The organism is Burkholderia sp. SIMBA_051, from assembly GCF_046534915.1.
Lineage (GTDB): Bacteria > Pseudomonadota > Gammaproteobacteria > Burkholderiales > Burkholderiaceae > Burkholderia > Burkholderia ambifaria.
The window spans coordinates 201346-222894 of record NZ_JAWRXS010000003.1; the positions used below are offsets into that span (position 1 = coordinate 201346).

Here is a 21549-nt window from a genome sequence, read left to right on the forward strand (position 1 = left end):
TTTGGTAAACAGCGCCGGAACGCCTGCCAAACGGGCGAGCGGCTTGTCAAGCGGGCCTCTATCGGGTACGCTCGGACGTTTGCTCGGCTCGATTTTTGAGCGTTTTGTGCAGGTTTTCCGCGTGACGTACCCGGTTTGCGCGGCCTGATCGGCCTTCCGGGCAAAATCCGTCACGCTTGCGTGTTGCGTCCCAGCCGTCCCCCTCGTCGTCCGTCCACAGCCACAAGCCGCGTGACCGAACGGCAACGCGGCCTGCCCAGCGCGCCCGTGCGGCTTCTCCTCCAGTTCAGAACGACAATGGCACTCATCGTACACAAATACGGCGGCACTTCGATGGGCTCGGTCGAGCGCATCAAGAACGTCGCGAAACGCGTCGCAAAATGGCATCAGGCCGGGCACCAGATGGTGGTCGTGCCGTCCGCGATGTCCGGCGAAACCAACCGTCTGCTCGGTCTCGCGAAAGAGATTTCGAGCCAGCCGAGCCCGCGTGAGCTCGACATGATCGCGTCGACCGGCGAGCAGGTCAGCGTCGGCCTGCTGTCGATCGCGCTGCAGGAAATCGGCGTCGAAGCCGTGAGCTACGCCGGCTGGCAAGTGCCGATCAAGACGGACAACGCGTACACGAAGGCGCGTATCCACTCGATCGACGACGAGCGAGTGAAGGCCGATCTGAACGCCGGCAAGGTCGTGATCATCACGGGTTTCCAGGGCGTCGATCCGGACGGCCACATCACGACGCTGGGCCGCGGCGGCTCGGACACGTCGGCGGTGGCGGTCGCGGCCGCGCTGGATGCCGAAGAGTGCCTGATCTACACGGACGTCGACGGCGTCTATACGACCGACCCGCGCGTGGTCGAAGAGGCGCGACGCCTCGACCGCGTGACGTTCGAGGAAATGCTGGAAATGGCCAGCCTCGGCTCGAAGGTCCTGCAGATCCGCTCGGTCGAATTCGCCGGCAAATACCAGGTGAAGACGCGTGTGCTGTCGAGCCTGACCGATCCGCTGATTGCGCTCGACGAAGAAATGCGCTCGGGCACCCTGATTACTTTTGAAGAAGACGAGACCATGGAAAAGGCAGTCATTTCCGGCATCGCGTTCCAGCGCGACGAAGCACGCATTGCTGTGATGGGCGTGCCCGACAAGCCGGGCATCGCGTATCAGATCCTCGGCCCGGTCGCCGATGCGAACGTCGACGTCGACATGATCATCCAGAACCAGAGCGTCGAAGGCAAGACCGACTTCACGTTCACGGTCGGTCGCGGCGACTACCAGAAGGCGATGGACATCCTCACCAACCAGGTGAAGGGCCATGTGAGCGCCGAGCGTGTGCAGGGCGACCCGAAGGTGTCGAAGGTGTCGGTCGTCGGCGTCGGCATGCGTTCGCACGTGGGCGTCGCGAGCAAGATGTTCCGCACGCTGTCGGAAGAGGGCATCAACATCCAGATGATCTCGACGTCCGAAATCAAGATTTCGGTGCTGATCGACGAGAAGTACATGGAGCTGGCCGTCCGCGCGCTGCACAAGGCATTCGAACTCGAGCAGGCGGCGTGAATTATTTGTGATGCATTGAAGAAAATGCATCACGGAAATTGACGGGCGGTTCGAAACCCTATATTATTTCGTTCTCGTCGCACTGCCTCCCTGGTGCGAGCGAAAGTTTGGGAGACGTGGCCGAGAGGTCGAAGGCACTCCCCTGCTAAGGGAGCATCTGGGCCAAAACCTGGATCGAGGGTTCGAATCCCTCCGTCTCCGCCAAAAGCGGTGACAAAGCCCCGCAAGTTCTCGGACTTGCGGGGCTTTTTCTTTTCCCGCTTCCTTCCGGACGGGCCGCTCGGGCATTCCGTACTGACCGTCCTTTCGCATCGACCCCCGTCGACCGGGTCGCGGACGTACGCGGCGACCTCCGACGTTGCGAACCCTGCGCCCGGTGCTCACTGAAATAAAAATGAAAGTGACGGTGTAAGGATCGAGTCGCTCCCCTTCATCGCTCCCCGCATTCTGTCCTTGCGCCCTGGCGCGCAGTGTATGCGAAAAAAATGCGGCGTCGCACCTATTCGGGCCGTCGACACTGCTCCACACTACAAAAAATTACTCATAAAAATCAGTAGCCTATCTGCGAAGCACGAAACCAAGCTCTGTTGCGCTGCAAAAAATAATCAACCGCCTTATGCTGGTTAACCCGATAGCGTTTGAGCGGCATCAAGCTTTGCCCTGATTCCGCTTTACATTTTGCCAACATTGGCGATCCACGAAATCTAGCTGTCGATTTGATTTCGTTCCCATCGTCACGTCTGTTCCCACTACAGCGCGCGACCCTCTCAAGGCCTGTTGACATGCATGATTTCCCCTTTCTGAGCCTGGCGATCTGGGTTCCGATCCTGTTCGGCGCGTGCCTGCTGCGTGCCGGCTCCGACCATCATCCGCATCGCACGAGACTGATCGCGCTCGTCGGCGCACTCGCGGGGCTGGCCGCCGTCGTGCCGCTCGTCACCGGTTTCGATTCGCACTCGGCCGCGATGCAGTTCGCCGAAACCCGCGACTGGCTCGCGGCCTTCAACGCCGGCTGGCGTGTCGGGATCGACGGCGCGTCGCTGTGGCTCGTCGTGCTGACCGCCTTCACGACGCTCGTCGTCGTGATCGCGTCGTGGGAATCGGTCACGGTGCGCGTCGCGCAGTACTACGCGTCGTTCCTGATCCTGTCGGGGCTGATGGTCGGCGTGTTCGTCGCGCAGGACGGGCTGCTGTTCTTCATCTTCTTCGAGGCCACGCTGATTCCGCTGTACCTGCTGATCGGCACGTGGGGCAGGGAGCATCGCGTCTACGCGGCCGTGAAATTCTTCTTCATCTCGTTCGCGGGTTCGCTGCTGCTGTTGATGGCGATGTTGTACCTGTTCGCGAAGTCGCACACGTTCGACATGAACGCATGGCGCACGCTGCAGCTCGGCTTTGCGCCGCAATTGCTGGTGTTTCTCGGCTTCTTCGCCGCGTTCGCAGTCAAGGTGCCGATGTGGCCGGTGCATACGTGGCTGCGCGACGTCTATACGGACGGCCCGACGGGAGCCGCGCTGATGCTCGCGATGCTCAAGCTCGGCGGTTACGGCTTCCTGCGCTTCGCGCTGCCGATCACGCCGGACGCGAGCCACTTCTTCGCGCCGGCCGTGATCGCGCTGTCGCTGTTCGCGATCGTCTACGCGAGCCTGATCGCGCTCGCGCAGACCGACCTCGGCAAGCTGCTCGCGTATTCGACGGTCGCGCACATGGGGATCGTCACGCTCGGGCTGTTCCTGTTCAACCAGATCGGCGTCGAAGGCGCGATCGTGCAGCTCGTGTCGTACGGCTTCGTCGCGGGCGCGATGCTGCTCTGCGTGAGCGTGCTGGTCGATCGCACGAAGCAGCGCGAGATCGGCGCATACGGCGGCGTGGCGGGCGTGATGCCGCGCTTCGCGACGTTCGCGCTGCTGTTCGCGATGGCCAACGTCGGCCTGCCGGGCACGTCGGGTTTCGTCGGCGAGTTCATGGTCATCATGGGCGCGATTCGCGTCAACTTCTGGATCGGCGCAATCGCGGCGCTCACGCTGATTCTCAGCGCGTCGTACACGCTCTGGATGGTCAAGCGCGTCGTATTCGGCAAGATCGCCAGCCCGCGCATCGCGAAGCTCGCCGACTTGAGCCGCCGCGAGATCGTGATGTTCGCATCACTCGCGCTGATCGTGCTGATCGTCGGCGTCGATCCGAAGCCGTTCACCGACGCGATCGATCCGACCGTCGCACGGCTGATCGAAGACGCCAGCCGTTCGAAGCTGCCGGCCGGGGACGGCGTTGCACCGGCGCAGCCGGCGTTCATGGCATCGGCGCACGGCTGAATCGCGTGACATCGCGCACGACGGCTGCATCGCACGACGATGCGGTCGTTGTGCGCGCATCCATCTGTGCGGGCGCGAACGCGCGAACGTTGTCACCCGGTCTTCGGCCGGCTTCCGGCTGCGTGAAATTGCCCCGCGACAATCTGTCTCACAACAGATTCTGCAATGATGATTTGCCGCATCCACCGGTTTTTCATCGCACTCGCGCGACGTATGATTCGGCCACTTTCGTGGATCGAATGCGCATCGGGCATACGCAACGGATTCAATGACCCTCGGGCTGTGTGATGAAAAGAAGAGCTTCAAAAGGCTGGACGGCGCTGATATCGATCGGCGCGGCGCTGAGCCTGTCAGGTTGTAATTTAGATGTACTAAATCCGAAAGGTAGCGTCGGCGCCGCTGAAAAGGCGCTGATCGCCACCTCGACATGGGCGATGCTGGTCGTCGTCGTGCCGGTGATCCTGCTCACGCTGTGGTTCGCGTGGCGCTACCGCGCATCGAACCGCAACGCCACCTACGCACCGAACTGGTCGCACTCGACCGCAATCGAGGTCGTGATCTGGACGGTGCCGACGCTGATCATCCTGTTCCTCGGCGTGCTCACGTGGAAAACCACGCACGAGCTCGATCCGTACAAGCCGCTCGAGTCGTCGGTGAAGCCGATCGACGTCGAGGTCGTCGCGCTCGACTGGAAGTGGCTGTTCATCTATCCGGAGCTCGGCATCGCGTCGGTGAACCAGCTCGCGATTCCGGTCGGCACGCCGGTGAACTTCCGCATCACGTCGGATTCGGTGATGAACTCGTTCTTCATTCCGCAGCTCGGCGGCCAGGTCTACGCGATGGCCGGCATGCAGACGCGCCTGCACCTGATCGCCGACGAAGCCGGCGACTACGCGGGCACGTCCGCCAACTTCAGCGGCCGCGGCTTCTCCGACATGAAGTTCCGCACGCTCGCCGAGCCGCGCGAGCAGTTCGACGCATGGGTGCAGAAGGTGAAGGCCTCGCCCGAGCGGCTCGACGCGACCGTGTACGGCACCGTCGCGCAGCCGAGCGAGAAGGCGCCCGTGCGCTACTTCTCGTCGGTCGATCCGCGGCTCTTCCACAACATCATCGCGAAGTACAACGATGGCCACGTTCTCGACCTGAAGGACGCCGCCTGCGGCACGAAGGGGTAACGCATGTTCGGAAAACTCACACTATCGGCGATCCCGTTCGATCAGCCCATCATCATGGTGGCCGGCGCCTTCATGGGGCTGGTCGTGCTGGGCATCCTCGCCGCGCTGACGATCACCGGCCGCTGGAAGTGGCTGTGGACGGAGTGGCTGACGACGGTCGACCACAAGAGACTCGGCGTGATGTACATCATCGTCGCGCTGATCATGCTGCTGCGCGGCTTCGCCGACGCGATCATGATGCGCATGCAGCTCGCGCTCGCGTACAACGCGCCCGGCTACCTGCCGCCGCACCACTATGACCAGATCTTCACGGCACACGGCGTGATCATGATCTTCTTCATGGCGATGGTGTTCATGGTCGGCCTGATGAACCTGATCGTGCCGCTGCAGATCGGTGCGCGCGACGTCGCGTTCCCGTTCATCAACTCGCTGTCGTTCTGGATGACGGCGGTCAGCGCGATCCTGATCAACGTGTCGCTCGTGATCGGCGAGTTCGCGCAGACGGGCTGGCTCGCGTATCCGCCGCTGTCGGAGCTGCAGTACAGCCCGGGGGTAGGGGTCGACTACTACCTGTGGGCGCTGCAGATCTCGGGCGTCGGCACGCTGCTGACCGGCGTGAACTTCTTCGTGACGATCATCAAGATGCGCGCGCCCGGCATGACGCTGATGAAGATGCCGGTGTTCACGTGGACGGCCCTCTGCACGAACGTGCTGATCATGGCGTCGTTCCCGATCCTGACCGCGACGCTCGCGCTGCTCGGCCTGGACCGTTACCTCGGCATGCACTTCTTCACGAACGAAGCCGGCGGCAACGCGATGCTGTACCTGAACCTGATCTGGGCGTGGGGCCATCCGGAGGTGTACATCCTGATCCTGCCGGCGTTCGGCATCTTCTCGGAAGTCATCGCGACGTTCTCGAAGAAGCCGCTGTTCGGCTACAAGACGATGGTGTACGCGACCTGCGCGATCATGGTGCTGTCGTTCCTCGTGTGGCTGCATCACTTCTTCACGATGGGGTCCGGTGCGAACGTGAACGCGTTCTTCGGCATCATGACGATGATCATCGCGATCCCGACCGGCGTGAAGGTGTTCAACTGGCTGTTCACGATGTACCGCGGCCGGATCGAATTCACGACGCCCGTGCTGTGGACGATCGGCTTCATGGTCACGTTCACGCTCGGCGGCATGACCGGCGTGATGATGGCGATCCCGGGCGCGGACTTCGTGCTGCACAACAGCCTGTTCCTGATCGCGCACTTCCACAACGTGATCATCGGCGGCGTGCTGTTCGGTTATCTCGCGGGCTTCAACTACTGGTTCCCCAAGGCGTTCGGCTTCAAGCTGAACGAGAAGCTCGGCAAGGCCGCGTTCTGGTTCTGGCAGATCGGCTTCTACGTCGCGTTCGTGCCGCTCTACGTGCTCGGCTTCATGGGTATGACGCGTCGCCTGAACCACTACGACAATCCGGCGTGGCATCCGTGGCTGCTGGTCGCCGCGTTCGGCGCCGTGCTGATCGCGATCGGCATCGCATGCCAGCTGCTGCAACTGGTCGTCAGCATCCGCAACCGCAACCTGCCGGCGTATCGCGACACCACGGGCGATCCGTGGGGCGGCCGCACGCTGGAATGGGCGACCTCGTCGCCGCCGGCCGACTACAACTTCGCGGTGCTTCCGCAAGTGCGCACGCTGGACGCGTACGCCGACATGAAGGCACGCGGCGACGGCCGGCCGAACCCGGCGACGATCCGCGACATCCACATGCCGTCGAACACGTGTGCGGGTCTCGTCATCGCGGTCTTCAGCCTGGTGCTCGGCTTCGCGCTGGTATGGCACATCTGGTGGATGGCGATCGGCGGACTGGTCGGCATCATCGCGACGCTCGTGGTCTACAGCTCGCGTGACAACGACGGCTACTACATCCCGGCGTCGAAAGTGCGCAAGATCGAAGAGAAGCAACCGGCGGCGCGCGTGGCCACGCGTGTCGACGACGTGGAACTGGAGGCCAACTGATGCTGCAGAAAACCTTGAGCGCAACCCTGCTCGAGCACGACGACCATCCGCCGTCGCACTCGGTGTTCGGCTTCTGGCTGTACCTGATGACCGACTGCGTGATCTTCGCGGCGCTGTTCGCGACGTTCGCGGTGCTCGGCAACCAGTACGCGGGCGGTCCGACCGCGAAGGACCTGTTCGACATTCCGGGCGTCGCGATCGAAACCGCCGCGCTGCTGCTGTCGAGCATCACCTATGGCTTCGCGATGCTGGCCGCGTACAAGCAGCGGCGCGGCGCGCTGCTCGCTTGGCTCGCGGTGACGTTCGTGCTCGGCGCGGCGTTCCTCGCGATGGAACTGCGCGAGTTCTCGCACCTGATCGCGGACGGCGCAGGCCCGCAGCGCAGCGCATTCCTGTCCGCGTTCTTCACGCTGGTGGGCACGCACGGGCTGCACGTGACGGCCGGCCTGCTGTGGATGATCGTGCTCGCGGCGCAGATCGTATTGCGCGGCGGTGACCTGACCGATCGCGACCTGCGGCGCCTGACGTGCCTGAGCCTCTTCTGGCACTTCCTCGACATCGTGTGGATCTGCGTGTTTTCCTTTGTCTATCTTGCGAGCGTGATCTAAATGGCCCATTCGCATTCGTCTCAACTCGAAGAAGGGCACGGCAGCGTCGGCGGCTATGTCGCCGGGTTCATCCTGTCGGTGCTGCTCACGGCCGCGTCGTTCGGCCTCGTGATGGGCGGCGTGCTGTCGCCGCACGCATCGCTGATCGCGCTGGCCGCGCTCGCGTTCGTGCAGATCGTCGTGCACCTCGTGTACTTCCTGCACATGAACGGCTCGTCCGGCCAGCGCTGGAACGTGATGGCGTTCAGCTATACCGTGCTGACCGCGGCGATCCTGATCGTCGGCACGCTGTGGGTGATGCACAACGTCAGCATGAACATGATGTCGCGCTGAGCGGTGTCGCGGCGCAGCGGACGATCTCCATGCGCATTCATGCAGGAAAGGCGGCACGCGAGTGCCGCCTTTTTTCATTTCGGCGCGCCGCGCACGCCGGTCAGTGCGTGTCCGTGCGCGCGTCCGCCGTCAGTGCATGCGTGCAGTCCGAGCGATATTCGGCGGCGAGCCGCTGCTGCGCGCCGTCGAGATCGTCGGGATAGTAGGGGCTGTTGTGCGACGGATCGTAGCCGACCTGCTCGAGTTCGGTCAGCTCGCGCACGAGATCCGCATGCGTGACTTCGTGCCGCGTGTGAACGAACGGGTAGGCGTTGCATTCCTGCGGCGTCAGGTGAGGCGCCGCGAACGCGGTGGTGCTGACGCATGCGCTCAGCATGCAGGCGACGGTAATCGACAGTTTCATCCGGTGGCTCCTGAATTCGCGGCCCGATGCCGCATGACGTCAGCGTAGGCGGCGCGCGGAGCCAGGCGGGCGACGCACGGATGAAACATGTTTCACCCGTATCCGCCCGATGCCGAATGAAGCTATTTTCATCTAACGCCGGACGGCGATCGACATCGCTAAGATAGTTGCGCGCGCATCGATACGCGCGTCGTGACAGCCATTGCGAGGACGGACATGCGAGTACTGACGGTCGAAGACGATGCGGTGACCGCGAACGAGATCGTTGGCGAGCTGACCGCGCGCGGATTCGAGGTCGACTGGATCGACAACGGCCGCGAAGGCATGATGCGCGCGATGAGCGCCTCGTACGATGCGATCACGCTCGACCGGATGCTGCCCGGCGCTGACGGGCTCGCGATCCTGACCGCGATGCGCACGGTCGGCATCGATACGCCGGTGCTGATGCTGAGCGCGCTCGGCGACGTCGACGAGCGCATCCGCGGGCTGCGCGCGGGCGGCGACGACTACCTGACCAAGCCGTTCGATTCCGGCGAACTGAGCGCGCGCATCGAAGTGCTGTTGCGCCGCCGGCAGGCCTCGGGCGTGCCGCAGCAGACGCTGTTGACGGTCGGCCCGCTCGAACTCGACCTCATTTCGCGCTGCGCGCGCCGCGGCGTCGACGAGATTCCGTTGCTGCCCACCGAGTTTCGCGTCCTCGAATTCATGATGCGCAACGCGGGGCAGACGATCACGCGCACGATGCTGTTCGAGGCCGTGTGGGGCTATCACTTCGACCCGGGCACCAACCTGATCGATGTCCACATGGGGCGGCTTCGCAAGAAGATCGATCCGCCGGGCGCCGTGCCGATGATCCAGACCGTGCGCGGCTCGGGCTACATGCTCCGATGACGGAGGCACGGATGGATGCGGACCGTGCGGCGAACTTCACGCGTCGCTGGCATACGACGACGTTTCGCTGGTTGTGCGCGTACGCGGCGATCTTCTCGGTTTCGCTGCTGCTGCTCGCGGGCGTGATCAACGTCGCCGCGACGCACACGATGGCGCGCGACACCGACGAGGTGCTCGCGTGGCAACTGATCTACTTCGATTCGATCCCCGACGCCGAGCTGCCGCTTGCGATTCACCGCCGGCTCGAGCACGAGCACATGCATACGAATTTCTACGGGCTGTTCGACGCGAACGGGCGCCGCGTGGCGGGCGACATCGCGACGCCGCCCGTGCTGCGCACGGATCGCCGCGGACGCACGCTCGACCGTACGCTCGTGCCGCTCGACGGCCAGCCCGCGCCGATCACGCGCGCGATGGCCGTGCACCGCGACGACGGGATGACGCTGGTGGTTGCGCGCGACCTGTCGCATTTCATCCAGATTCGCGAAGTCGCGATCCGCGGACTCGTGATCGGCGGCGTGCTGATCCTGATCGCGGGCATCGCGGGCGGCAGCATGCTCGGCATGCGGCAGATCCGCCGCGTCGCCGCGATCCGGCGCGTCACGCGACAGATCGCCGAGGGCGATCTCGGCAAGCGGTTGCCGGTGGGCCGCTACGACGAGCTCGACCTGCTCGCGCATCTCGTGAACCACATGCTCGACGAAGTCGAGCGGCTGATGGGCGAGGTGCGTCACACCTGCGACGGCATCGCGCACGATCTGCGCACGCCGCTCGCACGCGTGCATACGATGCTGGCGCGGCTCGCCGAACAGCCGCATTGCGCGCACGATCCGGCGTCGGCGCAACTGCTGGCGTCGGCGCGCGATGAAACCGACCGGTTGCTCGAGCGCTTTCGCGCGATGCTGCGCATCTCCGAGATCGGGACGCTGAGCCGGCGCGGCGGGTTCGCCGCGGTGGACGTCGCGGCATTGCTGCGCGACGTGTGCGAGCTGTACGAGCCGCTCGCCGAAGCGGGCGGCGTCGCATTCGCGCTCGACGCGATGCCGGTCGACGGCATTCATGGCGACCGCGCGTTGCTGTTCGAGGCGTTCAGCAATCTCGCGGACAACGCGATCAAGTTCACGCCGCCCGGCGGTCGCGTGCGCGTCGCGCTTCACGCGACGCCGAACGGCCCGCTCGTACGGTTCGAGGACACCGGGCCCGGGATCGCGCCGGGTGAGCGCGACGCGGTGCTCGAGCGCTTCTATCGCGGCGAGCGCACGCGTCACGTGAACGGCTCGGGGCTCGGGTTGAGCATCGTGTCGGCGGTGATGCGCGTGCACGGCTTCGCGCTGCGGATCGGCGATGCGCGGCCGGCCGGTGCGGCGGTCACGGTCGAATGCTGGCCGCGCTCGCTCGGATGAGCGCGCGGGAAAACGGTCGATGCGCATCCTGCTGATTTCACCCCCGACGCCGGAGGCGGCGCGGCTCGACAAGGCGTTCCGCGAAAGCACGCACGGTGTGGAGCGCGTCGACGAGTGGCGCGACGGCTGCTTCGCGGCCACGCAGGACCGCTTCGACGCGATCGTGCTGGTCGAACCCGATGCGGCTGCCGGGGCCGTGCTGCTCGACATGTTGCCGCGGCTTGCCGCGTCGGCCGGCGGCGCGACGATCGCAGTACTCGTCGTCGGTGCGACGCCCGCACGACGTGCGCGGATGCTGCAGGCCGGCTGCGACGTGTGCCTTGCCCAGCCGTGTTCGTTCGTGGAACTGCACGAACGCCTGCGCGCGCTGTGGCGTCGCGCGGGCGTCATCGCGTTGCGAGAGTCGGTGCGGCTTGACGCGGCCACGCGCGCGCTCGAGGAGCGCGGCCGCAGGCTCGCACTCAGCGCACGAGAATTCCGTGTCGTCGAATGCCTGCTGCGCGAAGCCGGGCGGCCGGTCGGGCGCGATGCCGTGCTGCGTTACGCATGGGGTGAAGCCGACATCGAACCGGAAACCGTCAATGCGCTGGTCGTGCGGCTGCGGCGCAAGCTCGTCGCGCACGCGTTTTCCGCGCGCATCGAGACGGTTGCGCGATTCGGATTCAGGTTCGATGCCGGCGGGTGACGATGCGGTATCGGTCGGGCTTGAGAACGGCGAACGCCGAACGGACGCCGGCGGCATCGCGCGCGGCGTCGCCGTTGCGGCGCAATCAGTGCGAATAAAGCTCGCGGTTGAGCTGCGCGAGCTGGCCGTCGCGTTGGGCGCGAACGAGCTCGCGATAGACCTGGGCGCGCGTGAGCGGCGTCACCGGCGGTGCATTCCACGCATCGCGCGATGACGCCCGCGCGGGGGCGGTCGACGCAAGCGTTTGCGGCGCGCTCGCCGCGGCGGATTGCGATGCGGCGGCACGGCCGGGCAGCGCGACACAGAGGGCGCAGAGCAGGGTGGCGAACAGCAGTGTCTTCATGGCGTGATCCTTTGCGAAGGGCGGACACCGGCGTCGCGAATGCGAAGCCGGCAGGCCACACGTTATCGAGCGCGCTGCGTCGGGCACCGGGCGCGCCGATGAAGAAACGTTCATGAACGCGCGTCGCGCCAGCCGCCGCCGAGCGCGCGTACCAGCGCGACGGACGCCTGCAGGCGTCGGGCATCGACGTCGAGGGCCGCGATCTGCGTATCGAGCTCGGTCGTCTGCGCGGTGACCACGTCGAGATAGCTGACGGCGCCGTCGCGATAGCGCGACATCGCAAGCGCGAGCGACTGCCGCGCCGCGACGAGCGCGGCGTCGTCCTGGGCCGATTCGTCTCCGAGCCGGTGCAGCAGCGCGAGATCGTCCTCGACTTCGCGGAACGCCGCCAGTACGACGCTTCGGTAACGTGCGCCCTGTTCGGCGAACTGCGCGCGCGCGTGGCGTACACCCGCCGCACGCAGGCCGCCGTCGAACAGTGTCGTCGCGAGCCGCGGCCCGATCGACCAGATTTCGTTCGGTGCGGCGAGCCACGGCGAGAACGTGTCGCTCTGGAAGCCCGCGTCGAGGCCGAGCAACAGGTCCGGGAAGTACGCGGCGCGCGCAACGCCGATCCGTGCGTTCGCGGCCGCGACGCGGCGTTCTGCGGCGGCGATGTCCGGGCGGCGTTCGAGCAGCGTCGACGCGAGCCCGGTCGGAATCGACGGCACGGCGGGCAGCGCGGCGGCGGCCGGCAGCGAGAACGTCGACGCGGATACGCCGACGAGCACGGCAATCGCATGCTCGTCGAGCGCCCGGCGCGCGGCGATGTCGGATGCGCGCGCCTGCGCGAGCGCGAGCTGCGTCTGCGCGCGCGATACGTCGAGCCCCGATGCGAGGCCGCCGCGATGGCGGCTGACCGTCAGTTGCCATGCACGGCGATATGCATCGATCGTCTGCGCGAGCGAGTCCGCTTCGCGATCGAGTCCCGCGAGATCGAAGTAGGTGCTGGCGACGCGGGCCTGCAGGCTGAGCTGGACGGATGCGAGATCATCGGCCGCGGCTTGCGCGTTGTCGCGGCCGGCGGCGACCGTGTTGCGGACCTTGCCCCACAGATCGATGTCGTAACCGAGGCCGGCGTCGAGCGTGTTCGATTCGTAGACGTCGGGCTGCCCGCTGCCGCGCAGCGGCCGGCGCGCGGACTGCCGGTCGCGGTCGGTCTCCGCGCCGATGCCGATCGTTGGCAGCAACGCGGCATGCGCCTCGTCGAACAAGGCGGCCGCTTCGTCGTGCCGTGCGACGGCGGCGGCGAGGTCCGGATTCGCGCGTGCGACGAGCGGCTCGAGCCGGTCGAGTGTCGCGTCGCCGTACACGCGCCACCAGCCGTCGCGCGGCAGGCGATCGGCCGGGGCGGCATCGACCCACGGGCCGGTTTCGCGAAACGCGGCCGGCACCGGCACGGCCGGCGCGTGATACGTCGGCGCGAACGAACAGCCGGCGAGCAGCGCGACGCTGCCGAGCCATGCAGCGAGCGTACGGTCAGCCATGCGCAGGCTCCTTCGTCGCGGTGGCGGCGATGCGCACCGGGTCGCCATCCGCGAGCGAATCGGGCGGATTGTCGATCACGCGGTCACTCGCCGCGAGCCCCGACGCGATCTCGACGCGCGTGCCGAGATCGGTCGCGATCGACACGTGGCGCAAGCGCGCATGCCCGGTCGCGTCGAGCACGGCGACCTGCAACCCGTCGTGGCGGAAGATCAGCGTGCTCGCCGGAATCGTCAGCGCGTGCGCGGCGTTGGCCACCGCGATCCGCACCTGCGCGTATTCGCCCGGGAACAGCGTGCCTGCCGGGTTCGCGATCGAGAACTGCGCGAGCAGCGTGCCGGAAGCCGGATCGATCGCCTGCGCGGAATCGGCGAGCGTCGCATCGAACGTCATGCCGGGACGCTCGGGCACGGTCAGCGCGACATGCATGCCCGCATGGATCGCGCCCGCATCGTCCTGCGGAATATGGACGTAGAGCCGCAGCCGCCGGGCATCCGAGACGGTGAAGAGTTCGGCGCCGTTGCCGCTGCCTGCGTCGATCAGCGCACCGACATCGGTCTTGCGCGCGGTCACGACGCCGTCGAACGGCGCGGTGAGGCGCTTGAACGATTCGAGCGCCTCGAGCCGCCGCACGTTCGCGGTGCTGGCGGCCACGGCCGCGCGTTTCGCATCGAGATCGCTGCGCTTCTCGTCGGCCTCCTGCCGCGACACCGAATCCTGCACGAGCATCTCGGACCAGCGCGCGGCGGTGACGGCCGCGAGCCGTTCGTTCGCAGTCGCGCTTTGCAGGTCGGCGCGCGCCTGCTGCAGCTGCTGGTCGAGGTCGGGCGTGTCGATCGACGCGAGCAACTGGCCGGCCTTCACGTGCGCGCCGATGTCGACGTACCACGCATGCAGGTAGCCGGGCACGCGCGCGTAGATCGGCGCGTCGACATACGCGTCGAGGCGGCCTGGCAGCACCAGCGCATCGGCCGCGGCCGGCTGCGGCGCGATCGTCGCGACGGTCGGGATCGCCTGGCTGGCGGTCCACGCGGCGACTTCACGCGCATCGTGCGCGCGTTCGACGACGCCGGCTGCTGCTGCGGCGAGTGCCGCGATCACGCCGGCAATCGCGAGCGGTTTCAGGTAACGCGGCGTGGCGGGGGGGCGGACGTCGAATTCAGTGGACATGCTGTTCTCCCGGAGTGAGGGACGGGGATTCGGAGTGCGGCGCGCGATCGCGCCGATGGACGAGGCTGAACACGACGGGCACGAACACGAGCGTCGCGACGGTCGCGCAGAGCAGGCCGCCGATCACCGCGCGGCCGAGCGGCGCGTTCTGTTCGCCGCCGTCGCCGAGGCCGAGCGCCATCGGCGCCATGCCGATGATCATCGCGAGCGCGGTCATCATCACGGGCCGGAAGCGCGTGAAGCCGGCCTCGAGCGCGGCGACGGTCGCGTCGGCCGTATGCGCGAGCCGCTCGCGCGCGAACGTGACGACCAGGATGCTGTTCGCGGTCGCGACGCCCATGCACAGGATCGCGCCCGTCAGCGCCGGCACCGACAGCGGCGTGCGCGTGACGAACAGCATCCACACGATGCCGGCGAGCGCCGCGGGCAGCGCGCTCACGATCACGAACGCGTCGCGCCACGAATGGAAGTTCACGACGATCAGCAGATAGATCAGCAGCACCGCGCCGGCAAGGCCCGCGAGCAGCCCGCCGAACGCGCTGCTCATCGTCTGCACCTGGCCGCGCACGGTCACGCGCGACCCTTTCGGCAGGTCGGCCGCGCTTGCGTGGAGCACGCGCGCGATGTCGGCGCTGACCGCGCCGAGATCGCGGTCCTGAGTCGTCGCGAAGATGTCGTCCAGCGGCGCGATGTCGTAGTGCGACACGACCGCGTCGGTCTGGCCGCGTACGATCGTCGCGAGGCCGCCGAGCAATTGCGGCGCGCCCGAGCGGCCCGTGACGGGCAGCGCGCGCAGGTCCGACAGCGACGTCATCCGGTATTGGGGTGTCTGCGCGACGATCGGGTAGGACACGCCGTTGTGCGGATCGAGCCAGTAGGTCGGTGATACCTGGCTCGTGCCGGACAGGCTCGCGACGACGGCATTGGTGACGTCCTGCTCGGTGATGCCGAGCTGCGCGGCGAGCGCGCGGTCGACCGACACCGTGAACTGCGGATAGGTCGACGCCTGCTGCACGCGCGCGTCGGCGACGCCCGGCACCGTGCGGATGCGCCGCAGCAGCTCGGTCGCATATGCGCGGTTCGCCGCCAGATTGGGGCCCGTCACCTGGACGTCGATCGGCGCGGGGGCGCCGAAGTTGAGGATCTGGCTGACGATGTCGGCAGGCAGGAACGAAAACGTGACGCCCGGGAACGCGCGCGGCAGCACGGTGCGCAGCTTCTTCACGTAGTCGGCGGTCGGTGCGTGCTCGCCGGTGAGCGACACGAGGATGTCGCCGTCCTGCGGGCCGATCGTGCCGCTGTTGCTGTACGTGAGGTTGATCCCGCTGTTCGGCAGCCCCATGTTGTCGACGATGCTCGCGAGCGCACGCGGCGGCACGACGCCGCGCACCGTGCGCTCGACGCGATCGAACAGCGCGGCCGTCTCCTCGATGCGCGTACCGATCGGCGCGCGCACGTGCAGCGCGATTTCGCCCGCGTCGACCGACGGGAAGAAGTTGCGGCCGAGCCCCGGCACCAGGACGAACGACAGCGCGACCGCCGTGAGGAACAGCACGACGAAGCGCGCGCGGTGCGCGAGCGCGAGGCCGAGCACCGCACGGTAGCCGGTGCGCAAGGCCGCGAAGCGGCGCTCGAAGCCCTGCTGAAACGCGACGAGCGGATTGCGCGATTGCGGCGTCGGGAATGGCGCGCCGTGCGGCGCGAGCACGGCTACTGGATGGGCGGCGTGCGGGCGCAGCAGATAGCGCGCCATCATCGGCACGAACGTGCGCGACAGCACGAACGACGCGATCATCGCGAAGATCACGGCTTCGGCCATCGGCACGAACAGGAAGCGCGCGACGCCGTCGAGCAGCAGCATCGGCACGAACACGATGCAGATGCACAGCAGCGACACGAACGCGGGCGCGACGATCTGCGACGCGCCGTCGAGGATCGCGCTGCGCACGTCCTTGCCCTGTTCGAGATGCCAGTTCACGTTCTCGATCGTGACGGTCGCATCGTCGACGAGAATGCCGACCGCGAGCGCGAGCCCGCCGAGCGTCATCACGTTGAGCGTCTCGCCCGCGGCGGCGAGCGCGGCGATCGCCGCCAGCACCGCGAGCGGAATGGATGCGGCGATGATCAGCGTCGAGCGCCAGCTGCCGAGGAACAGCAGGATCATCGCGGACGTGAGCGCGGCGGCGATCAGCCCTTCGCGCGCGACGCCGCTCACCGCGCCCTTGACGAACACCGACTGGTCGCCCATCACGACGAGCCTGAGCGATGGCGGCAGCGTCGCCTCGATGCGCGGCAATTGCGCCTTCACGCCGGCGATGATGTCGAGCGTCGACGCCGAGCCGCTTTTCAATATGCTCATCAGCACCGCGCGGCGGCCGTCGACGCGCACGATGTTGCCCTGCGGCGGAAAGCCGTCGCGCACGTGCGCGACGTCGCGCATGAAGATCACCGCGCCGTTGACGGTCCGGATCGGCAGCGCGTTGAGCTGGTCGATGGTCAGCGGGCTGTCGTTGAGGCGGATGTTGTACTCGAAGCGGCCGATCTTCTGCGTGCCGGCCGGGATGATCTGGTTCTGCTGCGCGAGCGCGGTCGCGACGTCCTGCGCGGACAGCCCCTTCGCCTGCAGCGCTTGCGGATCGAGGTCGATCTGCACCTGGCGCACCTTGCCGCCATACGGCGACGGAATCGCGACGCCGGCGACCGACAGCAGCTGCGGCCGGATCACGTTGGTCGCGTAGTCGCCGAGCTGCTGCTCATTGAGCGTGTCGCTCGTCAGCGCCAGCTGCAGCACGGGCACGGTCGACGCGTTGTAGTTGAGGATCTGCGGCGGCGTGGTGCCGGGCGGCATCTGCTTGAGCACGGTCTGCGAGATCGACGTGACCTGCGCGGTCGCGGTGCGGATGTCGACGCTCGGCTGGAAGAAGATCTTGACGATCCCGTAGCTGCGGAACGACTGCGACTCGATGTGCGCGACGTCGTTGACCGTCGTGCCGAGCGTGCGTTCGTAGTACGTGACGATGCGCCCGGCCATGTCGGCCGGCTGCAGGCCCGCGTAATTCCATACGACGCTGATGACCGGAATCCGGATGTCGGGGAAAATGTCGGTCGGCGTGCGCAGCGCCGCGAGCGGTCCCGCGATCAGGATCAGCAGCGCAAGGACGATGAACGTATAGGGGCGCGCGAGCGCGAGTCGGACGAGTTTCAGCATCGGCGAGGTCTCCGCCGGCGCGGGGCGCCGGCCTGTCAGCGAGGTGCCGAAGCGCGGCGTGAGCCCGCATCGGCTCGCGCAGTGTGCGTGGCGCCGGTTAACGCCGGGCGCGGGCCAGGATGAAAGATGTTTTAGGAACGGGCGGAAGGGACGAAGAGGGCGGCCGGCCGGCGCGGTAAGGCGGCCCGGGCAAGCGGCTACGGCGGCGCGCCCGCCAATTGTTACAAGACGTTAGCTGCGCTTCCGGTTGCCATCCCGCGCATCAGTTCTTACAAACTTGAAATATGCGGGCACGGCGCTTGCCGCTATAGTCGAATCACACATGAAACAACTCGAAGAGGAATCCATGAAGACTTTGCGTGTTGCCTCGCTCTTGACCGGTATGACGGCCTTGCTCGTGTCGGGCGCAGCAATGGCGGGAGTCAATGTCGGGATCAACGTCGGCGTGCCGGCTCCGGTGTACGTCGCACCTGCGCCCGTGTATGCGCCGCCGCCTCCGCCGGTCGTCTACCAGCCGGCGCCCGTGTATGCACCGGCGCCTGTCTATGCACCGGCGCCTGTCTATGCGCCGGCCCCGGCGATCGTGATCGGCTGGCACGGCGATCGCTACTGGGACGGCCGCCGCTACTGGGGGCGCGACGAGTGGTATCGCCATCACGGCCGGGGCTGGGGCGACGAGCGTCGTCACGGTCACTGGGACAACGGCCGCCACAACGGCTGGCGCTGATCGACAAACAGTGCACATGGCGCAGGCCTGACGCGTGCGCCGCATCAACAGAAAACCGCCAGCGTGGCGGTTTTCTTTTGCCCGCGCCGGCCGCACGCGGAGGCCGCGGCGCGGTGACGTCACGCACGCGCGCGAGCAAGTTGGCTCGGCGTCGAATTGAATGGGTAGAATCGACCTACATTACATCCCCCCAATCGACCCACAGGGCCTCTATGACGAAGGGTTCGCCCCGGACCAGCGCCGCGCGCATCCGTTCCGGTGCCGCGCAGGCGGTCCGCGCCGCCGGCCGCACGGCGGCGGTATGGACCATACAGGCGGTACTGGCCGCGACGGCCGCGCATGCGGCGTATGCGATCGCGCAGTACGGCGAGCCGAAATATCCGCCGGGCTTCAAGCATTTCGACTACGTGAACCCGGATGCGCCGAAGGGCGGCACGCTCGTGCTCGCGAATCCGAGCCGGCTGACGTCGTTCGACAAGTTCAATCCGTTCACGATGCGCGGCAACTCCGCGCCGGGAATCGACATGCTGTTCGAGAGCCTCACGACCGGCAGCTCGGACGAGCCGGCGTCCGCCTACGGGCTGCTCGCCGACGACATCGAGATCGCACCGGACCGCCGCTCGGTCACGTTCCACCTGAACCCGCGCGCGCGCTTCTCGAACGGCGATCCGGTCACGGCCGACGACGTCAGGTTTTCGTTCGACACGCTGAAGAGCAAGCAGGCCGCGCCGCAGTTCGGCGCGTATTTCGCTGAAATCGCGAAGGCCGTCGTGATCGACCGCGCGACCGTGCGGTTCGAATTCCGCAGCCCGAACCGCGAGCTGCCGCTGATCGCCGGCGGCGTGCCGGTGTTCTCGCGCAAGTGGGGGCTGCGCGCGGACGGTTCGCGGATCCCGTTCGACCAGCTCGCGTTCGAGCAGCCGATCGGCAGCGGCCCGTATCTGATCGAGCGCCACGACAACGGCCGCACCATTACATATAGGCGCAATCCCGCGTACTGGGGCGCCGACCTGCCGGTGCGGGTCGGCACCCACAACTTCGAGCGGATCGTCTACAAGCTGTACGGCGATGGCGTCGCGCGGCTCGAGGCGTTCAAGGCCGGCGAGTACGACGTGCTGGTCGAATACATCGCGCGCAACTGGGCGCGGCGCGACGTCGGCAAGCGCTTCGACAGCGGCGAGCTCGTCAAGCGCGAATTCCGCCAGCACAACGGCGCGGGCATGCAGGGTTTCTTCATGAACCAGCGCCGGCCGCTGTTTCGCGACGTGCGCGTGCGCCAGGCGCTCGATCTCGCGTTCGACTTCGAATGGCTGAACCGCCAGTTGTTCTATGGCGCGTACACGCGCCTCGACAGCTATTTCGCCGACACCGACCTGCAGGCGACCGGCACGCCGGGCCCGGGCGAGTTGAAGCTGCTGGAGCCGCTGCGCGCGCAGCTCGACCCTGCGGTGTTCGGCCCGATGGTCTCGCAACCGAGCACGAACCCGCCGGGCTCGCTGCGCGCGAACCTGCTGAAGGCGCGCGCGCTGCTCGCGCAGGCCGGCTGGACCTACCGCGACGGCGCGCTGCGCAACGCGCAGGGCGAGCCGTTCGAGTTCGAGATCCTCGACGATTCGGGGGCGGCGATGGAAGGCATCGTGACGGCCTTTCGGCGCAACCTCGCGAAGCTCGGCATCGACGCGCGCTTTCGCACGGCCGATTACGCGCTGCTGCAAAAGCGGCTCGACGCGTTCGACTACGACATGACGACGGTCCGCCTGCCGGGCGTGCAGGTGCCGGGTGCCGAGCAGTTCTCGCGCTACGCCAGCAAGTTCGCCGACGAGCCGGGCTCGGACAACCTCATCGGCCTGAAGTCGCCGGCCGTCGACGCGCTGCTGCATGCACTCGGCACCGCGCAGACGCGCGACGAGCTGCTCGACGCGACCCATGCGCTCGACCGCGTGCTGATGCACGGCTATTACGCGGTGCCTCAGTGGTACAGCACGACGCACCGGATCGCGTACAAGCGCACGCTCGGCTATCCGCAAACGCTGCCGCTGTACTATTCGGCCGAGGGCTGGGTCGTGTCGACCTGGTGGGCCAAGCCCGGCCACTGAAGCACGCCGGCCCTTCGTTCAACCCAGCCTATCGATCGCGAGTCGCCACCCTATGTGGAGCTACATCCTCAAACGCCTGCTGCTGATGATCCCGACGCTCATCGGCGTGCTCACGCTCACGTTCGCCGTGATCCAGTTCGTGCCGGGCGGCCCGGTCGAACAGGCCGTGCAGGAACTGCGCAAGGGCGCGACGGAGCAGGGCGCGACGCCGTTCGGGATGCGTGCGCATACCGGCGTCGATGCGCAGCAGCTCGCGCAGCTCAAGGCGCTGTACGGCTTCGACAAGCCGCCGCTCGAGCGCTACTGGCTGATGCTCGAGCGCTTCGCGCGCTTCGATCTCGGCGACAGCTACTTCCGCCACCAGAGCGTGTGGTCGCTGATCGTGCAGAAGCTGCCGGTGTCGATCAGCATCGGGTTGTGGACGTTCTTCGTCACCTACCTGATTTCCGTGCCGCTCGGCATCGCGAAGGCCGTGCGCAACGGCTCGCCGTTCGACGTCGCGACGAGCCTCGTCGTGCTGGTCGGCTATGCGATCCCGGGCTTCGTGCTCGGCGTGCTGCTGCTCGTGCTGTTCGGCGGCGGCTCGTTCTGGCAGCTGTTCCCGCTGCGCGGGCTCACGTCGGACAACTTCGCGCAGCTGTCGGTCGCCGGCAAGGTGCTCGACTATCTGTGGCACATCGCGCTGCCGATCACGGCGTCGGTCGTCGGCAGCTTCGCGGTCATCACGATGCTCACGAAGAACGCGTTCCTCGACGAGATCCGCAAGCAGTACGTGCTGACCGCGCGCGCGAAAGGCCTCGCCGAGCGCACCGTGCTGTGGAAGCACGTGTTCCGCAACGCGATGCTGCCGCTGATCGTCGGCTTTCCGGCCGCATTCATCGGCGCGTTCTTCACGGGCAGCCTGCTGATCGAGACGCTGTTCTCGCTCGACGGCCTCGGGCTGCTGTCGTACGAGTCGGTCGTGCGGCGCGACTACCCGGTCGTGCTCGGCACGCTGTACCTGTTCACGCTGATCGGGCTCGCGACCAAGCTGGTCTCCGACCTCTGCTACGTGTGGGTCGACCCGCGCATTCAATTCGACAACCTGGAGCGCTGACATGAAACGAGCCA

At 66.8% G+C, this 21549-nt stretch carries 17 protein-coding genes, 1 tRNA gene and 1 pseudogene; 13 read left to right on the forward strand and 6 right to left on the reverse strand.

What is annotated here, in order from left to right; translation table 11 throughout:
- Window positions 1–77 precede the first annotated feature (77 nt).
- Window positions 78–315 (reverse strand): annotated as a pseudogene (locus SB771_RS08380) (hypothetical protein); the annotation flags it as partial.
- Here SB771_RS08380 and SB771_RS08385 point away from each other — a divergent pair.
- The 7 genes from SB771_RS08385 to cyoD all read left to right on the forward strand — a co-directional run bounded on the left by SB771_RS08385 (window position 298) and on the right by cyoD (window position 7989).
- A complete protein-coding gene (locus SB771_RS08385; RefSeq protein WP_006753708.1) occupies window positions 298–1551 on the forward strand; it encodes an aspartate kinase in 1254 nt (417 codons plus the stop codon). The pseudogene SB771_RS08380 and the gene SB771_RS08385 sit on opposite strands and share 18 nt — an antisense overlap.
- Before the next feature lie 110 nt (window positions 1552–1661).
- Window positions 1662–1755: transfer RNA gene (locus SB771_RS08390), tRNA-Ser, on the forward strand.
- A gap of 578 nt (window positions 1756–2333) precedes the next feature.
- Entirely contained in the window at window positions 2334–3863 is a 1530-nt protein-coding gene (locus tag SB771_RS08395; RefSeq protein ID WP_175660494.1) for a NuoM family protein, read from the forward strand.
- Between the two features lie 287 nt (window positions 3864–4150).
- A complete protein-coding gene (cyoA, locus tag SB771_RS08400) occupies window positions 4151–5038 on the forward strand; it encodes a ubiquinol oxidase subunit II (protein WP_011657333.1) in 888 nt (295 codons plus the stop codon).
- Window positions 5039–5041: 3 nt separating this feature from the next.
- On the forward strand, window positions 5042–7048 hold the full coding sequence (cyoB, locus tag SB771_RS08405) for a cytochrome o ubiquinol oxidase subunit I (RefSeq protein WP_175660495.1): 2007 nt from the start codon (window positions 5042–5044) through the stop codon (window positions 7046–7048).
- Entirely contained in the window at window positions 7048–7656 is a 609-nt protein-coding gene (gene cyoC / locus SB771_RS08410; protein ID WP_165751646.1) for a cytochrome o ubiquinol oxidase subunit III, read from the forward strand. Before cyoB ends, cyoC begins: the two co-directional genes overlap by 1 nt.
- Window positions 7657–7989: a cytochrome o ubiquinol oxidase subunit IV gene (gene cyoD, locus SB771_RS08415; protein ID WP_006759069.1), complete on the forward strand. Its 333-nt coding sequence runs from the start codon at window positions 7657–7659 to the stop codon at window positions 7987–7989. It abuts the gene before it with no gap.
- A 100-nt stretch (window positions 7990–8089) separates the two neighbouring features.
- Here the strand turns inward: cyoD and SB771_RS08420 are convergent, their stop codons facing one another.
- Window positions 8090–8392, reverse strand: a complete 303-nt coding sequence (locus tag SB771_RS08420; RefSeq protein WP_175660496.1) for a DUF4148 domain-containing protein — start codon at window positions 8390–8392, stop codon at window positions 8090–8092.
- A gap of 216 nt (window positions 8393–8608) precedes the next feature.
- On the opposite strand from SB771_RS08420, the gene SB771_RS08425 reads away from it, so the two are divergent.
- From SB771_RS08425 to SB771_RS08435, 3 genes are read left to right on the forward strand one after another with little or no spacing between them, the layout of a single operon-like run.
- On the forward strand, window positions 8609–9283 hold the full coding sequence (locus tag SB771_RS08425) for a response regulator transcription factor (protein ID WP_011657329.1): 675 nt from the start codon (window positions 8609–8611) through the stop codon (window positions 9281–9283).
- Between the two features lie 11 nt (window positions 9284–9294).
- Complete coding sequence (locus tag SB771_RS08430; protein ID WP_175660497.1) at window positions 9295–10686, forward strand: sensor histidine kinase; 1392 nt, start codon at window positions 9295–9297, stop codon at window positions 10684–10686.
- Window positions 10687–10705: 19 nt separating this feature from the next.
- The gene (locus tag SB771_RS08435) at window positions 10706–11371 is read left to right on the forward strand and encodes a response regulator transcription factor (RefSeq protein ID WP_012364174.1); all 666 of its coding nucleotides are present in this window, start codon (window positions 10706–10708) and stop codon (window positions 11369–11371) included.
- Between the two features lie 85 nt (window positions 11372–11456).
- On the opposite strand, the gene SB771_RS08440 is transcribed toward SB771_RS08435, so the two are convergent.
- From SB771_RS08440 to SB771_RS08455, 4 genes are all read right to left on the reverse strand, one after another.
- Complete coding sequence (locus SB771_RS08440; protein ID WP_175660498.1) at window positions 11457–11714, reverse strand: DUF4148 domain-containing protein; 258 nt, start codon at window positions 11712–11714, stop codon at window positions 11457–11459.
- 110 nt (window positions 11715–11824) lie between these two features.
- Complete coding sequence (locus tag SB771_RS08445; protein ID WP_175660499.1) at window positions 11825–13240, reverse strand: efflux transporter outer membrane subunit; 1416 nt, start codon at window positions 13238–13240, stop codon at window positions 11825–11827.
- On the reverse strand, window positions 13233–14408 hold the full coding sequence (locus SB771_RS08450) for an efflux RND transporter periplasmic adaptor subunit (RefSeq protein WP_175660500.1): 1176 nt from the start codon (window positions 14406–14408) through the stop codon (window positions 13233–13235). Before SB771_RS08450 ends, SB771_RS08445 begins: the two co-directional genes overlap by 8 nt.
- Complete coding sequence (locus SB771_RS08455; RefSeq protein WP_175660501.1) at window positions 14398–17616, reverse strand: efflux RND transporter permease subunit; 3219 nt, start codon at window positions 17614–17616, stop codon at window positions 14398–14400. Before SB771_RS08455 ends, SB771_RS08450 begins: the two co-directional genes overlap by 11 nt.
- A gap of 346 nt (window positions 17617–17962) precedes the next feature.
- On the opposite strand from SB771_RS08455, the gene SB771_RS08460 reads away from it, so the two are divergent.
- From SB771_RS08460 to SB771_RS08470, 3 genes are all read left to right on the forward strand, one after another.
- Window positions 17963–18343 (forward strand): hypothetical protein, encoded by a 381-nt coding sequence (locus tag SB771_RS08460; RefSeq protein ID WP_011657322.1) that lies wholly within the window; start codon window positions 17963–17965, stop codon window positions 18341–18343.
- Between the two features lie 212 nt (window positions 18344–18555).
- Window positions 18556–20439, forward strand: coding sequence for an extracellular solute-binding protein (locus tag SB771_RS08465; RefSeq protein ID WP_175660502.1), 1884 nt, complete (start codon window positions 18556–18558; stop codon window positions 20437–20439).
- A 52-nt stretch (window positions 20440–20491) separates the two neighbouring features.
- Window positions 20492–21535 (forward strand): microcin C ABC transporter permease YejB, encoded by a 1044-nt coding sequence (locus SB771_RS08470; protein ID WP_105834214.1) that lies wholly within the window; start codon window positions 20492–20494, stop codon window positions 21533–21535.
- Window positions 21536–21549 lie beyond the last annotated feature (14 nt).

Bases quoted from the DNA above. Each gene is read 5' to 3' on its own strand.
- SB771_RS08425 (WP_011657329.1), top strand. From the start codon at position 8,609: ATGCGAGTACTGACGGTCGAAGACGATGCGGTGACCGCGAACGAGATC.
- SB771_RS08430 (WP_175660497.1), top strand. From the start codon at position 9,295: ATGGATGCGGACCGTGCGGCGAACTTCACGCGTCGCTGGCATACGACG.
- SB771_RS08420 (WP_175660496.1), bottom strand. From the start codon at position 8,392: ATGAAACTGTCGATTACCGTCGCCTGCATGCTGAGCGCATGCGTCAGC.
- SB771_RS08460 (WP_011657322.1), top strand. From the start codon at position 17,963: ATGAAGACTTTGCGTGTTGCCTCGCTCTTGACCGGTATGACGGCCTTG.
- cyoA (WP_011657333.1), top strand. From the start codon at position 4,151: ATGAAAAGAAGAGCTTCAAAAGGCTGGACGGCGCTGATATCGATCGGC.
- SB771_RS08395 (WP_175660494.1), top strand. From the start codon at position 2,334: ATGCATGATTTCCCCTTTCTGAGCCTGGCGATCTGGGTTCCGATCCTG.
- cyoC (WP_165751646.1), top strand. From the start codon at position 7,048: ATGCTGCAGAAAACCTTGAGCGCAACCCTGCTCGAGCACGACGACCAT.
- SB771_RS08445 (WP_175660499.1), bottom strand. From the start codon at position 13,240: ATGGCTGACCGTACGCTCGCTGCATGGCTCGGCAGCGTCGCGCTGCTC.
- SB771_RS08450 (WP_175660500.1), bottom strand. From the start codon at position 14,408: ATGTCCACTGAATTCGACGTCCGCCCCCCCGCCACGCCGCGTTACCTG.
- SB771_RS08465 (WP_175660502.1), top strand. From the start codon at position 18,556: ATGACGAAGGGTTCGCCCCGGACCAGCGCCGCGCGCATCCGTTCCGGT.
- SB771_RS08385 (WP_006753708.1), top strand. From the start codon at position 298: ATGGCACTCATCGTACACAAATACGGCGGCACTTCGATGGGCTCGGTC.
- cyoD (WP_006759069.1), top strand. From the start codon at position 7,657: ATGGCCCATTCGCATTCGTCTCAACTCGAAGAAGGGCACGGCAGCGTC.
- SB771_RS08440 (WP_175660498.1), bottom strand. From the start codon at position 11,714: ATGAAGACACTGCTGTTCGCCACCCTGCTCTGCGCCCTCTGTGTCGCG.
- cyoB (WP_175660495.1), top strand. From the start codon at position 5,042: ATGTTCGGAAAACTCACACTATCGGCGATCCCGTTCGATCAGCCCATC.
- SB771_RS08435 (WP_012364174.1), top strand. From the start codon at position 10,706: ATGCGCATCCTGCTGATTTCACCCCCGACGCCGGAGGCGGCGCGGCTC.
- SB771_RS08470 (WP_105834214.1), top strand. From the start codon at position 20,492: ATGTGGAGCTACATCCTCAAACGCCTGCTGCTGATGATCCCGACGCTC.
- SB771_RS08455 (WP_175660501.1), bottom strand. From the start codon at position 17,616: ATGCTGAAACTCGTCCGACTCGCGCTCGCGCGCCCCTATACGTTCATC.